Consider the following 14,771-nt stretch of genomic DNA (forward strand, 5'->3'; position numbering starts at 1 on the left):
AATTACTCCGTTTCCTTTTTTGTATGTTGTTGTTCAAGTGCCCACTGCACATGTTCGCGCACCATTTCAGACGGGTCGTTCAGCCGGGATTGCAAGGCCGCGATGACAGTATCCGAGAAAGGAGCGTTACCAAGTCCGACAGCAATATTGCGCAACCACTGCTGATACCCGATTCGACGAATCGGACTACCCGCCAGTCTGGTTTCGAATTCCTGCTGATTCCAGCGGAACAGATCCACCAGCGTAACATCATCGAGTCCATGGCGCACATGAAAATCCGATTCACCGGTCAGGTGTGAAAATTTGTTCCAGGGGCATACCAGCTGGCAATCATCGCAACCGTAAATACGATTGCCTATCAATGGCCGCAACGATTCGGGAATACTGCTTTTCAACTCAATCGTCAGATAAGAAATACAGCGTCGCGCGTCAACTTTGAACGGCGCAACAATAGCCTGTGTCGGACAGATATCGATACACTTGGTGCAACTGCCGCAAAAACTCCCTTTGGTACCAACAGGTTCATCAACGGGCAGCAACAGATCGGTATAGATTTCACCCAGAAAGAAGTACGAACCTGCCTGCCGCGATAGCAATAGCGTATGCTTACCGCGCCAGCCAAGACCTGATTTCTGTGCCCATTCGACTTCCATGACAGGTGCGCTGTCGGAAAAAACGCGATAGTTAAACGAACCGATGGCTTGCTGAATTTTGTCAGCCAGTTTTTGCATGCGCGAACGCAGTACCTTATGATAATCGCGCCCGAGCGCATAGCGTGATATAAATGCTTTATCACCCTGATTGATCACAGCCCAGCTTTCCGCCGCATTCGGCGGATAATAATTCATGCGCACGGATATAACCCGTTGTGTACCTGGCACCAGTTCAGCAGGACGGGAGCGTTTAGTGCCATGTTTTGCCATATAATCCATCTCGCCGTGATTTTCATCTTCAAGCCATGCAAACATACCTGCTTCCGCTTCGGACATATCGGTATTGGCATTGCCAATACGCACGTCCTGAAAACCGAGCTCTCTGCCCCATGTCTTGATCTCTGACGCCAGGCGGACATAATCAGGTTTACAATCAGAGGAATTGTTATAGGAGGTTTTCTGTTGCGCCGTATCCATGATTCAAATCTAAAATCAAATGTTTCATTTTACCTTGCCGACGAGGCCGCAACCCTGTCTCTCGGAAAAAAAATAGCCACGGTGATCAAGCCGGGTCTGGTTATTTTCCTGAACGGGAACCTGGGTGCCGGTAAAACAACACTGGTACGGGGTATTCTACATGGACTCGGCCACCAGCACGCGGTCAAAAGTCCGACATATAATTTAGTTGAAATCTATAATTTTTCTAGGTTATACTTGTATCACTTTGATTTATATCGATTCAACGATCCTTATGAATGGGAGGAGGCAGGTTTCCGGGACTACTTCAATTCCGACTCAATCTGCCTGATCGAATGGCCGGAAAACGCTGTTGGATTATTACCCGCCGCCGACTTGCGGGTTGATTTTCAAATACTTGATACCGGCCGAGATATCGTCATTCACGCTGATACGGAAGCAGGAGAACAATGTTTGAAGCATTGGCCAGATACAGAACCCCCTCATTGACGGCGGTTTTCATACATTCTTCGTCTATTCGCACAATTGAACATACGAAGCGTCAATGGTCGTATTCGATGATTCTGGCAACGCTTTTAATCTGCCTGACTGTTTTTTTGTTCAGCAAGCCCGCCCAGGCGGCGGATATCATAATTAACTCAGCCCGGCTGGCCCTGTCAGATTATTATTCGCGCATTACGCTGGAATCCGACCAGCCTATCCAGTATGAATTAAGCATGCTGGAACATCCCGGACGGGTTGTCGTCGACCTGGAAAACGCCACCCTGAACCGGGTCATCAAGGACCTGCCGGGCAAGCTCGATCCAGCTGACCCTTTTGTTGAAAGAATCCGCTTTGGACAGTTCAAGCCGCATGTCGTCCGCCTTGTGTTTGATCTTAAAATAAATGTCGTCCCACGTACTTTTATTCTGAAGCCGGAAGGTCAACACGGTTACCGGCTGGTGCTGGACATTTATTACCCGGACAAGGCGGCTCTTGCAGAAACCAGTATGGGTGGCACAAATCCGACATTCGGATTACAGGATGATACTGATGACAGTCTCGGCGAACTTGTTGCCTCATTGGTGAAGAAGAAGCCCACGGGTCCGGATAATCTGAGTACAGCGCAACCGCCTCGCAGTTTTCATGTTGCGCAATACCACAAACCGTCACCACCAAGAACCATCATCGTTGCCATTGATCCTGGTCATGGCGGCAGAGATCCAGGTGCAGTGGGCGACGGCGGCACTCGGGAAAAGGATATTACACTGGCAATCTCGCGCAAACTCAAAGCGCTGATAGACAGAGAACCGTATATGCGCGCTATATTAACGCGTAACGATGATTTCGATCTTCCGCTCAAACGCAGACAGGCAATTGCGCGCAAGCATAATGCTGATTTGTTTGTTTCCATCCATGCTGACGGCAGCCCCAGACCACATGCACACGGTTCATCGGTGTATACCCTGTCGGAACATGGAGCGACTTCGACCGCAGCAAGCTGGCTGGCGCAAAAAGAAAACAGCGTTGACAGCAAACTGGTTGGCGGTGTGGATATTACCGACAAAACGGGCAATATGCGCGAGATCATACTGGATTTGTCGATGAGTGCCACAATTAACGACAGCGTCAAAGTCGCCGAATTCGTTCTAAACGAACTTGGACAGATCAACCGGTTACATAAAAAAACGGTTGAACAGGCCGGATTCGTTGTACTCAAATCACCGGATATTCCCTCTATTCTGGTTGAAACAGCCTTCATTACCAATCCTAGCGAAGAAAAGAAACTCAGAAACAAGACCTATCAGAAAAAAATGGCGCATGCAATCTTTGGCGGCATCAAAAAATACTTCGACACCAATCCAGCCCTTGCTGCGCGCACCGATGTTGCGCGGGCACCCTGAGTTGCTCGAGTATTCTCCATCCACGTCCTGAAATAATTACAGCAGAAATTTACTTTTTTTTCCGATCCCGCCATAATGCAAAAACCAGTTGTTTGACGTAATATACAGTCAGTCAACCGGTTTTAATTTTTATCCTGAGCCGATATCTAACTCGAAGCAGACATTCGATTTGAAGCCAACCAACACACAAAATCCAAGTTTCACCGCGGAGTGGTATCAGCTTATCGACGATGGAAAGTCGCGCCGTATCGCTTTAACTGGTAATTTCACCCTTGCCGCTTTAAATAAAAGGTCCAGGGCATTGTCTGCCGAACTTGCCAAACATGCGAAGAATCCCGATCTATGCTGGGATTTAAGCAATATCAAATACATGGACAATGCAGGCATCGTCATGCTGTGGAAAGCCTGGGATACACAACGCCCAGCCCAGCTTATCCTGCGTGACGAACACGACAAGATGCTCCAGCGCATCGAGCACCTGCCGGCAGAGACACCTGAACCCGATCAAAAAAAATTTTTATGGCCGGTTTATGCGGCCGGCAGACTGGCCATGCTGATGTGGGACAACCTGACCGGCATAATCAGAATGATCGGTCAGTTACTGCTCGATACTGTATTTTTTCTGCGTAATCCAGCCTACATCCCCTGGCGTGAGATCTCTGCAAACCTCTTTCGCACCGGTGCGCAGGCGCTCGGAATTACAGCATTGGTCGGATTTTTGATCGGAATCGTTTTGAGTTACCTGTCTTCTGAGCAATTACAGATGTTTGGCGCCGATATTTTCATTGTCAATATTCTTGGTATCAGTATTATCCGCGAACTTGGGCCCCTGCTGGCCGCCATTCTGGTTGCTGGCCGTTCCGGCTCGTCGATGACTGCTCAATTAGGGGTAATGCGTGTCACTCAAGAACTGGACGCACTCACCGTCATGGGTATTTCCCACAGTCAGCGGTTAATCTTTCCTAAAATTATCGGTCTGGGCCTCGCGATGCCCCTGCTGGTACTGTGGACCAGCGCCATCGCACTGCTGGGAGGTATTATTGCCGCTGAAATCCAGCTTGGCCTGAATTATTACTATTTTATTTATTCCTTACCGGATGCAGTACCGATCGCCAATTTGTGGCTTGGCCTCGGAAAAGGCATAGTTTGCGGCATGGTGATTGCTGTCATCGCTTGTCATTTCGGTCTCAGGGTTAAACCAAACACAGAGAGTCTCGGAGAAGGCACGACAACATCGGTAGTGACGGCAATTACAGTAGTTATCATTATCGATGCGATTTTCGCGGTTGTCTTTTCAGATGTCGGAATTATATAAACTGCCATATGGAACACGTGCCGGATATAATCGAAATCCACGGACTGGATACCCGGTTCGGTCGCCACGTCGTTCATCAGGACCTGAATCTGAGTGTTAAAAAAGGCGAGATCCTGACGCTGGTCGGCGGCTCAGGGAGTGGGAAAACAACGCTGCTTCGCCAGATGCTGGGTCTTGAGCAGCCCGCAAAAGGGGAAGTCAGAATTTTTGGCAGATCACGTTATAATTGTAATTTCGCGCTGCTAAGAAACATTCGAAACCGTACTGGCGTTTTATTTCAACAGGGTGCATTATTCAGTGCGTTGACCGTCTTTGACAATATTGCGTTGCCATTGCGTGAACTGCGCACGTTAAACGAACAAATCATTCATGATCTGGTTATGATCAAACTAAATATGGTTGCTATCGAACCGGAACATGCGTATAAGATGCCGGCTAATCTGTCTGGAGGCATGATCAAGCGCGTCTCTCTGGCACGCGCGCTGGCACTCGATCCGGAATTGCTGTTTTTGGATGAACCTACAGCGGGCCTGGATCCCGAGCTGAGTGAAAGTTTTGTGCGTTTGATTCTGAACATGCGTAAAGAACTGGATTTAACAATTGTCATGGTCACGCATGACGTCGACACACTCGTCAGTCTGTCTGACCGTATCGCGGTTTTAGCCGATAAAAAGGTCATCGCAACAGGAACGCTTGATCAAGTATGCACCCATCCTCATCCATTTGTAGAAAGTTTTTTTAAAAGCATACGAAAAAATCTTCAACATACCGACAATAGGGAATTATCATGGAAAACCGGGCCCATGCCCTCATAGCGGGTTTATTTGTTATCGGCCTTGGGATCGCGCTGATTATCGTAGCGGAATGGTTCAAAGGCGATTCTATTGAGCATGACCATTATCAGGTTGTTTCGCGGGAATCCGTGACCGGTTTAAGCGTGCAGGCGTCAGTGTATTATCGCGGCGTTAACATCGGCAAAGTTAACCGGATTTATTTCGACCCGGAAAACATGCAACAGATTCTTATCGATATCGCCATCGACGGAAATATTCAATTACCCAAAAATATTTATGCTCAATTGGGGTATCAGGGCATAACTGGCCTGGCTTATGTCCAGCTCAGAAATGAATCAGTCATTTCTCCAGAAATCCTGCCCGAAGATGCACGCATAACGATGCGCCCGTCTCTACTTGATGAAGTTACTGGATACGGTCAGAACATTCTCAACAATGTCAATGAATTGATTATTCAGGTACACCAGCTGCTTAACGATGAAAATCAGGAGCGCATAGCCAATATATTGAAAAATATTGACAAGGCCATGAACAATTTCAACAATGTAACCGGACATTTGCAGCCTATTCTTGATTCAATGACGCATTTGACCACGGAATCCGGTGTTCTCGTCCGGCACCTTGATGAATTGCTTACCGAAATCAATCAATCGATTCGCAACGTAAACCAACAGGGTGGAATTATAGACAGCCTGTCTACCAGCGCACAGGAAATGGCAACCACGATTCCAGAGCTACGCAAGGTCAGTAACGGTCTGGTACGCAACTCTCAGAATCTGGACCGTGTTTTGCAGCAACTGGAAGAAAATCCACAAATGCTTATTTTCGGACGACCATCGTCGCAGCCTGGCCCCGGCGAAGACGGCTTTACAACGCCATAACGATACAATCCAATGAGAAACTTGATATTATTTTTGAGTATGCTGTTTGTTTCGGGCTGCACAATCCTGCCCGAGACTTCCAAAGACATAGCTACCTACAATTTTGCAGCTGACGATACGGACGAGTCCGGGTCCGACAGTCAGCATTCCGGCAAAGATGGCCGGAAAATACTTGTTGCTCCAATAACCGCGCCATTATGGCTCGATAACCGTGGTATCAACTATCGCCTCAAATATCATAACCGAGCCCAGTCATACACCTACGCGAACAGCCGCTGGTCATCACCCCCCGCTTTCCTGTTAGCGCAGCAGATCAAACGCAAAATTACAACAGCCACACGTCACCTGGTCATCAAAGACTCAAGCATGGCGATTGCTGAAAATGAACTGCATGTAGAACTTGAAGAGTTCTCCCAGGTTTTTGACACCTTGAATGACAGTCATGTCATTATTCGATTTCGTGCAAGCCTGGTCAACAATACACACCGGCTGATCGCCCAGAAAATATTCAGTATCAAGCAAATTGCGCCAACAGCCGATGCAGCTGGGGCAGTTGAGGCGTTTTCCATTGCCAGCAACAAACTGGCCGATGGATTGGTTGAATGGTTGCAGTCAGAAATACGTACGGACTGAACAGCAGCGTGGCACAGATACTCAGTACCAATCGAAAACCATGATCGCACCGATATTATTCCACCTTTATGGTAGTATCCCGTACTCGAAATTTTAATGGAGAACGATTGTGCACAAATTGAAATATTTTATATTTATCCTGACCTGTTCCATCGTGACACTGTTCGTTTTTACCGCATGTGGCAACAAAGGGCCGCTCTACCTGCCGGAGAGCGAAGCGCAGCCAATAAACATGTCGCCGACCACGCCGCCTGCAGCCGCTACTATCAAAGATGACACTGAAGAATGAGTAATTTTCCCCATTTTGAATATAAGCAGGATATCCTGCACGCTGAACAGGTGCCTCTGGAAACCATTGCCCAGAAATTCGGCACCCCTTGCTATGTCTATTCGCGCGCAGCCATATCAGCAACCTATCATGAATTTCAGCAGGCTTTTGCAGACGATGACTATTTAGTCTGTTATGCAGTAAAAGCCAACTCCAATCTTGCCATTCTCAATCTGCTCGCAAAGCTTGGCTGCGGATTTGATATCGTTTCCGGCGGCGAACTCCAGCGTGCTTTGAAAGCCGGCGGTGATCCGCAAAAAATTGTGTTTTCTGGCGTAGGAAAGCTTGCGGACGAAATGCGCATGGCTCTGGCCGCAAATATTCTTTGTTTTAACGTCGAATCCATCGGCGAACTGCAACTACTCAATCAGATTGCAGCGGCAATGAACATGACTGCTCCAGTCAGCCTGAGAGTGAATCCCGATGTAGATGCCAGAACGCACCCCTACATCTCGACCGGGCTGAAAGAAAACAAATTCGGCATACCGATTGAAGAAGCTGAGCATATTTATTTATCGACCGATATTTTTTCAAATATCCGTTTCATCGGTCTGGATTGTCATATCGGATCACAGCTGACCGAGCTTGATCCATTCGTACAGGCCGGCGAGAGGCTAATGAGCCTGCTGCATCGACTGCAATCGCATAACCTGAAAATCAACCATCTGGATCTCGGCGGTGGCCTGGGTATACGTTACACAAACGAAGCGCTGCCATCAATTCAGGATTATGTTACGGCGTTGCGTAAAACACTTGGGCCCATGAAACTACGCCTGGTCATCGAACCGGGCCGCTCCTTGATTGGCAATGCGGGCCTGCTATTAACCCGTACGGCTTATATCAAGCACACTCCGGAACGTCATTTCGCGATCGTGGATGCTGCCATGAATGACCTGATGCGACCATCCCTGTACAAGGCTTATCATCAGATTCTGCCGATCAATAAAAGATCCGGGGGATCATGCAACTATCAGATTGTCGGTCCGGTCTGCGAAACCGGCGATTTTCTAGGACATGATCGCAAACTCAACCTTGAAGCCGGCGATTTACTCGCTGTCATGTCCGCAGGTGCTTACGGTATGAGCATGAGCTCCAACTATAACAGTCGTCCACGCGCAGCCGAGGTCATGGTTGACGGGCAAACCGTACACCTGATCAGGGCACGTGAAACTATTGATCAAATGATTGCTCCAGAGGCAATTCTGCCGTCGTAAACAACGGCTGCTATGTAGTAATATGTGGTTTTTCCGCTCAACTAATCCACTATGATCAGCCAACCGCCGACTTTAGACGACGCGCAATATCAGGATGAAATATTAAAAGGCGTTTCACGCACCTTTGCATTGACGATTCCCCAACTTCCTGAAATGCTGCGGCATGTGATCGGCAATGCCTATCTGCTCTGCCGGATTACGGACACCATCGAAGATGACAACGCGTTGACAACAAAGCAGACACGCTACTTGTCTGACATGTTTTCTGAAGTCGTTTGCGGTCATGTCGCTGCAGAGCGGTTTGTCGATGAACTGTATCCCCTGCTGTCAGATCACACCATCCCGGCCGAGCATGATCTGATCAAACATACACCGGCTGTCATCCGGGTCACGCACAGTTTCAATCCGGTACAGCGCAAGGCCCTCGAACGATGTGTGCGGATCATGAGCCGCGGCATGGCCGATTATCAGGAAACTGAAACACTAGACGGCCTGAAGGATTTGCCTGCCATGAACCTGTATTGCTATTACGTTGCGGGCGTGGTGGGCGAAATGCTGACAGAGCTGTTTTGCGATTATTCACCCGAAATCAATCGTAACAAATCCGAGCTGATGAAACTGTCAGTCTCGTTTGGCCAGGGCCTGCAGATGACTAATATTCTTAAAGATATCTGGGACGACAGAAAACGAGGTGCCTGCTGGTTGCCGCAGGATATTTTCCTGAAAAAGGGCATTGTCCTACGAGAATTACAATCTGGTCATTCGAAGCCCGGTTTCCAGGAGGGGTTGGCCGAATTAATCGGCGTAGCCAAGAAACATTTATGCAATGCCCTCATCTACACCTGTCTGATTCCACCACAGGAAAAAGGCATACGCAGGTTTTGCCTGTGGGCACTGGGTATGGCGATTCTGACACTGAGAAAAATTAACCGACATCGCGATTTCCACGACGGCCAACAAGTTAAGATTACCCGCCGTACCGTAAAGACAACCGTCCTGACTACGAGTATTTTTGCAGGAAACGACTGGGTACTGAACCAGCTCTTCAAAATTATTTCACAACAACTTCCGGATACAGCAATTTCAGATGAGTTATTCTACAGGCGATAGCTTTTTAAGTCTTACCACAATCCATAGCAAAGCAGCATTGATATGAAATCATTGGTTACAGGTGCCACAGGTTTTCTTGGCTCCGCAGTCATGCACTGCTTACTTAAAGCTGGCCACGATGTGCGCCTGCTGGTCAGAGCCAACAGCGACCGGCGCAATATTGAAAATTTGCCCGTCGAAGTCACTGAAGGCGATTTGCGCGACCACCAGTCGCTTGAAGCAGCAGTTAAAGGTTGTGACTATCTCTTTCACGTTGCCGCTGATTACCGGTTATGGGTACCCGACCCGCAAACGATGTATGCGATCAATGTCCAGGGCACCAAGGCACTGATCATCGCTGCCGCCAATGCAGGCTTGAAACGAATTATTTATACCAGCAGCGTTGCCGCTTTGGGATTAACTGCAGACGGTACGCCCGCCAATGAAACAACACCATCGAGCCTGGACTGCATCACCGGGCACTACAAACGATCAAAATACATCGCCGAGCAGGCAGTCAAAGAACTGACGGACCAGCATCGGCTGCCACTCGTCATCGTCAATCCTTCTGCACCGATCGGCCCACGGGACATACGCCCGACGCCCACTGGACGTATTGTCCTTGATGTAATGCACAACAGAATGCCGGCCTATGTCAATACCGGTCTGAATATCGCACATGTCGATGATATCGCCTACGGCCATTGGCTCGCCTGCGAACATGGCAAAACGGGAGAACGCTATATTCTGGGCGGTGATAATATGACGCTGCTGGAAATTCTGGAAACTCTTGACGATATCCTGGGAAAGCGCAGGAAACGTGCCGCCCTGCCTATCGGTCTCATGTTTCCCGTCGCCTGGATCATGGAAAAAATTGCATTAATCACACACAAGGAGCCACGCGCAACACTGGACAGTCTCCGCATGGCCAGAAAGCTGATGTTTTTCACCAGCGACAAGGCAGCTCGTGAACTGGGCTATCGGTTCCGCCCGGCCAGAATGGCGCTTGAGGATGCCGTCAAGTGGTACCGGGGAAACGGCTATGACTGATGATTTATCATCCGCTTCAATCAGAAATTGATACGTACGCCCAGATTAAACTGACGCCCCCTGCGGAATTGCCGTGTCAATTCGCCGCCTTGCAAAATCAGCACATCATCATCCAGTAGATTCTGCATATTCAGCCGTACAGACAACCATTTATTTACGGTCTGGTTAAAGACGAAATCGAGCTGGTGAAACGGCTGTTCAAATTTGTCGGGTGCACCGAGCAGGCCTGCTGACACAATACGTTTGCTGGCTATATTATAGAGCAGTGTGGCCTGCGTTTTCCATGCGGGGTTTTCGTAACCGATCTGGAAATTGAAAATTTGTGAAGAATGCCCCTGCAGCGCGCGGTTATTCGTGGTCTGTGCACCCAGATTTTCTTCATTCAATTTCACATTGGAATCCGACCAGGTATAGTTGCCACCGGCAAAGAAATTCTCCAGTAACGGATGCAAAAAACCCAGTCCTTTCAGTAATTCCACCTCAAATCCGAAAACCCTTGCTTTATCGGCATTCTGATATGTCTGGAGGCCGGCCGTTCCCGGTAGTGTAACGAGTTCAATCGGTTGTGTCAGATCTTTCCAGAAAAAGCTTGCCATAATCAATTCGCTTGTGGACAGAAAATACTCCCACCGAACATCGAAATTGGTGATATCCGTCTGCTGCAAATTCGGGTTACCGGTCGTTTCCTGGTTGGTATTAAGATCAGTAAACGGTGCTGGCGACAGTTCCCGGAAATCCGGCCGTGAAATTGTTTGACTGAAACCGGCGCGTAACTGTTGCTTTTCCGATATGAACCAGGTGGCTGTTGCGGATGGCAGCATATCCGTGCGGTTGATTTCGCTCGTTACCGACTGGTTTGAATTGGCGACAGACTGGAATGTCTCCACAAACTGGTCATTCTTCTCCCAGCGTGCGCCACCGGTGATATTAAACCGTTCATAGAGTGCAAGGTCCATTTTTCCGTAATAGGAAAACAGTTTCTGGGATGCGTTATAACTGTCCGTCGGACGCGTGGTATCGCGCAGCTGAAACCCGTTTGCGCCGATATTGGAAGGCTGTAAAATCGACTCCAGCGATGACAACCCAAGAATTGCGGGGTTTGTCCCGATGGATCCTACAGGAAAAAAAGCAAACCGGTTTATTCCGGAATCACGGGTTTTACTCTGATCAATAAATCCGCCATGCAGATTCAACTTGTAATCCGGCGTTATTTCCAGCGGCAGTTTGGCATCCATGCGCCAACTTTCATCTTTATCGACAAGATCGGCATATAGGATCTGATTGCTGTCAGCACGCCTTGAAAATGCAAAGCTGCCGTCCGTCATTTCATCATACCGATAATCACGTGTTTTGGGCTCATCTCGTTTGGCAGTTGCATTGGTATACAGCCAGTGGATCGACAGATCCTTGGCCCAGTCAAACTGATGATCGCCGCCGACCTGCTGCATGAATAACTGATTGGAAAAGAACCTCAGCTTGGTACGGCGCACATCGGTCACTTCTGCGTCAGTGAATCCCTGGCTGATACGCGCTTCGTCGACTGCCTGGCGCAAAAACATGGTGCGTGAAAAAATGCGGTGTTTATCTTTATATTCGATATCCGCCCCCAGATATCCGTTGAGCTCCATTGTTCGCAGTGACCGTTTGGTATCGAAATCCTGGATCAGCCGCAGGGTATCGCTGCCGGTCGTAGGGGTAAATTCACGATTGATCTCGTTCTGATTCCTGAACTGCTGACTCCACCCGCCAGCAGCAATAAACCCTGTTCTGAAGTTCCCGATATCAAATACGTTGCCCATCGCGACATCAAAACCTCTGTCCGGTCCGGGCGTTTTGGTCGATACGTCCCACACATCGGACAGATCTTCGCCAAACGTTTCAAACTCTTCAGGTGTAAACCCATCCGGGTTAAAAAGAGTCTTCGGCTGCAGCGTACCGCCACCGCTGATAGCATTCGCAATTGAATTCGGCAGGCTGCGCGCGCCATCATCAAAACTCAAAAAATCAGTTCCTCCGCCTTTATAGGACAGATTATCAGAAAAAGACGCATTGTCGTTAATCCCGGTACTCGTGCTGAAATTGAAGAAGAACTCATCCGGTATTCCGCGTGTACGCATTTCCAGCGTACCCCCAGCAAACTCGCCAGGCCTGTCCGACGAATAGGTTTTTTGCACCAGTACGCTGTCCAGAAAATTAGTGGGAAACAGATCCAGCGGAACGACACGGCGGGTAGCATCCGGGCTCGGGATTGCCGCGCCGTTGATCAGCGTCGAAGAAAACCGTTCGCCCAGACCGCGAATGAAAATAAACTGGCCACCCACCAGCGTCAACCCGGAAGCTCGCCGCAGTGCGCTGGCCACATCGGAGTCGCCGCTACGGCTGAACTGCTCGGCGCCGAGCACTGTCGTCACTTCTGAAGAAGCTTTTTGTTCCTCAATTACCGATGCCAGGGTGCCTGCAAGATGCGGCTCCAGCACGACGTACTCTGCAAGTTCCACACCAGCAGGTGTGAGTGTAAAAGACAGATCGGTCGTCTGATCCAGGGAAATCTCAACTTCGTCCTGTGTCTGGCTGCTATACGCCGGATGCAGTAAAGAAACGCTGTAATTCCCGGCCGGTATTGTAGCTTCCATATTTCCCTTTTCATCGGTTCGAAACTGTTGCCGCAATCCACTGATAAACACCTGTACATCCTTGACCGGCCGGCTGGTTTCTGCGGAAAGGACTTGTACGCTGATCATGCCGTCGCCTTCTGCCTGCTGTTTTTCGACTATCGCATCGGCACCTGCCATCGTTCCAGTCGCAGAACTTTCAATATTCAGTAAAGGCTCGCGCCCGTCGGGAAAAAAAGTAAGCAGAATCTGTGCATTCTCGCCGGGATGCAACGGCAGATCAAAGGCATACGACTGATCGCCCGATGACAGCGTCATATGATATTTGCCCGGCGGCAGTTTTGCTGCAATACTGCCGCTGGTATTAGTTTTAAGCGCCGCCTGATCATCCCCTCCCCAGCTGTACACAGGCATTTCGTTGATCGATTGACCCTCGGTTACTTCATAATCCAGGCTGAGAATGATCAACTCCGCCCCTGCAACAGGCATTCCTTCCTGAAACAGATGAATTGAAAACTCGGCCAGTTCAGGATTTTCCGCTTCACTCCAGGCGGAAACAGGGAATAAACAGGCCGCAAGCAGCGCAAACAGTTGAAACAGACTTTTTATTATATTGTTTTCAGTCATTTTTCTGGTATCCGTCAAGCCGGATATTGTGTTTTCATAGCGCTACATGCATTTCCAGGGTTCTTCTTTGCACACCTGCATCAACCTGCGTAACTCGACGCCCTTCCTGAACAGTTCGCTCTCGGATAAATGATCCAGGTGTTGACTGGCCTGCTCAAACCGGCCACTGGAAAAATAGGCATACGCCAATGCGTATCGAACATGCTGGTCTGTCAAAAGACCAACACGGTACAGACCGGATTCCATATTGGCAGCACGTTCAAATTGCTTGAGTGCCAGCAGAATTGACAAACGCTGTTTGAGTTTGACTTGCTGGTCCTGTATACCCTCGTTCAGTGTCAGTGCTTTATGAAAACGGTTTGCACGCCGATAAACCTCTGCGGCTTCCGACAACAACTCCGGATTCAGCAATGCTGCCTGCTCCAGAATAAAAGCCGCTGCGTTCAGCTGTCCCAGATCCAGATAGGTATGAGCAAGCAGCTTTGCTACGGTTTCATGATCAGGAAACTGCAAGCGGGCAATTTCCAGAATATCCAGCGCCTCCTGGTATTGCTTACTGAGGCGCAGTGCATTACCGATAGCGATATAATCCTCAGCGGCGGCTTGTGACTGGTCAAGATATTCCCTGCCAAGCTTCACCGCTTCATGAAACAGCTCCAGCTCGACAAAATAAAACACCTTGCGTCTGAGAAAACTGTAGTCCTGTGGATATAACTGCTGACCCTTGTTCAGAGCGAGAATCGCCGCCTCTGGTTCTTCCATATGCCAGTAAGACTGCGCTTTCAAAGTGATTAAATTGGCTTTCTGCGCATGTTCGCCTGATTGATCGATCGCCTGAACAGCGTTTTTATACTCCTTGAGTGCATAGTGCGTCTGCGCGAGATAGGTATAGATCACCGCGTCCGTCTGGCCGTTCGCGATCGCATCCAGCAGACTGTCTTTTGCTGCGACAAAATCGTTCAGATTGATATATGCGAGTCCCTGCAACGTATAAAAGCGCGCCAGATCGGTATCTTCATCCTCAAGATCGACGCTTTGCAGGGCCAATAGTGCGCGATCGCTGTGTCCGTCCCTGAGCATGACCGCAGCCAGTTCAAGAAAATCAACCGGTTGCGATTTATCTTCGGAGCAGGCGTAGGTAGCGGTAAAACCCAGTAACAGAGCGACACAGAGAATCCCGATTCGCCTGATAAATGCAGTGATATGTGTGCGCAT

General features: G+C 49.0%; 13 protein-coding genes. 10 read left to right on the forward strand and 3 right to left on the reverse strand.

What is annotated here, in order from left to right; all coding sequences use genetic code 11:
- Window positions 1–2: 2 nt before the first annotated feature.
- Entirely contained in the window at window positions 3–1,130 is a 1,128-nt protein-coding gene (queG, locus tag BMY62_RS09555) for a tRNA epoxyqueuosine(34) reductase QueG (protein WP_090659021.1), read from the reverse strand.
- Between queG and tsaE the strand changes: the two genes are divergently transcribed.
- The 10 genes from tsaE to hpnA all read left to right on the forward strand — a co-directional run bounded on the left by tsaE (window position 1,125) and on the right by hpnA (window position 10,317).
- A complete protein-coding gene (gene tsaE, locus BMY62_RS09560; protein ID WP_090659104.1) occupies window positions 1,125–1,619 on the forward strand; it encodes a tRNA (adenosine(37)-N6)-threonylcarbamoyltransferase complex ATPase subunit type 1 TsaE in 495 nt (164 codons plus the stop codon). The two genes, queG and tsaE, sit on opposite strands and share 6 nt — an antisense overlap.
- Window positions 1,580–3,013 carry an N-acetylmuramoyl-L-alanine amidase gene (locus BMY62_RS09565; RefSeq protein WP_090659022.1) on the forward strand — a complete coding sequence of 478 codons (1,434 nt, stop codon included), beginning with the start codon at window positions 1,580–1,582 and terminating at the stop codon, window positions 3,011–3,013. The genes tsaE and BMY62_RS09565 overlap by 40 nt, the downstream gene beginning before the upstream one ends.
- A gap of 169 nt (window positions 3,014–3,182) precedes the next feature.
- Complete coding sequence (locus tag BMY62_RS09570) at window positions 3,183–4,328, forward strand: MlaE family ABC transporter permease (protein WP_090659106.1); 1,146 nt, start codon at window positions 3,183–3,185, stop codon at window positions 4,326–4,328.
- 8 nt (window positions 4,329–4,336) lie between these two features.
- On the forward strand, window positions 4,337–5,143 hold the full coding sequence (locus BMY62_RS09575) for an ABC transporter ATP-binding protein (protein ID WP_090659024.1): 807 nt from the start codon (window positions 4,337–4,339) through the stop codon (window positions 5,141–5,143).
- On the forward strand, window positions 5,116–6,003 hold the full coding sequence (locus tag BMY62_RS09580; RefSeq protein WP_090659026.1) for an MlaD family protein: 888 nt from the start codon (window positions 5,116–5,118) through the stop codon (window positions 6,001–6,003). Before BMY62_RS09575 ends, BMY62_RS09580 begins: the two co-directional genes overlap by 28 nt.
- 12 nt (window positions 6,004–6,015) lie before the next feature.
- Window positions 6,016–6,636, forward strand: a complete 621-nt coding sequence (locus tag BMY62_RS09585) for an ABC-type transport auxiliary lipoprotein family protein (RefSeq protein WP_090659028.1) — start codon at window positions 6,016–6,018, stop codon at window positions 6,634–6,636.
- Between the two features lie 109 nt (window positions 6,637–6,745).
- Window positions 6,746–6,925: an LPS translocon maturation chaperone LptM gene (lptM, locus tag BMY62_RS09590; RefSeq protein ID WP_090659029.1), complete on the forward strand. Its 180-nt coding sequence runs from the start codon at window positions 6,746–6,748 to the stop codon at window positions 6,923–6,925.
- A complete protein-coding gene (lysA, locus tag BMY62_RS09595; protein ID WP_090659031.1) occupies window positions 6,922–8,178 on the forward strand; it encodes a diaminopimelate decarboxylase in 1,257 nt (418 codons plus the stop codon). Before lptM ends, lysA begins: the two co-directional genes overlap by 4 nt.
- 51 nt (window positions 8,179–8,229) lie before the next feature.
- The gene (locus BMY62_RS09600; protein WP_090659033.1) at window positions 8,230–9,288 is read left to right on the forward strand and encodes a phytoene/squalene synthase family protein; all 1,059 of its coding nucleotides are present in this window, start codon (window positions 8,230–8,232) and stop codon (window positions 9,286–9,288) included.
- 42 nt (window positions 9,289–9,330) lie between these two features.
- Window positions 9,331–10,317 carry a hopanoid-associated sugar epimerase gene (gene hpnA / locus BMY62_RS09605; protein ID WP_090659035.1) on the forward strand — a complete coding sequence of 329 codons (987 nt, stop codon included), beginning with the start codon at window positions 9,331–9,333 and terminating at the stop codon, window positions 10,315–10,317.
- Window positions 10,318–10,337: 20 nt separating this feature from the next.
- On the opposite strand, the gene BMY62_RS09610 is transcribed toward hpnA, so the two are convergent.
- Together BMY62_RS09610 and BMY62_RS09615 are read right to left on the reverse strand one after the other, a co-directional pair.
- Window positions 10,338–13,556 carry a TonB-dependent receptor domain-containing protein gene (locus BMY62_RS09610; protein WP_090659037.1) on the reverse strand — a complete coding sequence of 1,073 codons (3,219 nt, stop codon included), beginning with the start codon at window positions 13,554–13,556 and terminating at the stop codon, window positions 10,338–10,340.
- 42 nt (window positions 13,557–13,598) lie between these two features.
- Window positions 13,599–14,771: a tetratricopeptide repeat protein gene (locus BMY62_RS09615; protein ID WP_090659039.1), complete on the reverse strand. Its 1,173-nt coding sequence runs from the start codon at window positions 14,769–14,771 to the stop codon at window positions 13,599–13,601.

The sequence above is a fragment of the Nitrosomonas marina genome (genome assembly GCF_900111605.1).
Classification (GTDB): domain Bacteria; phylum Pseudomonadota; class Gammaproteobacteria; order Burkholderiales; family Nitrosomonadaceae; genus Nitrosomonas; species Nitrosomonas marina_A.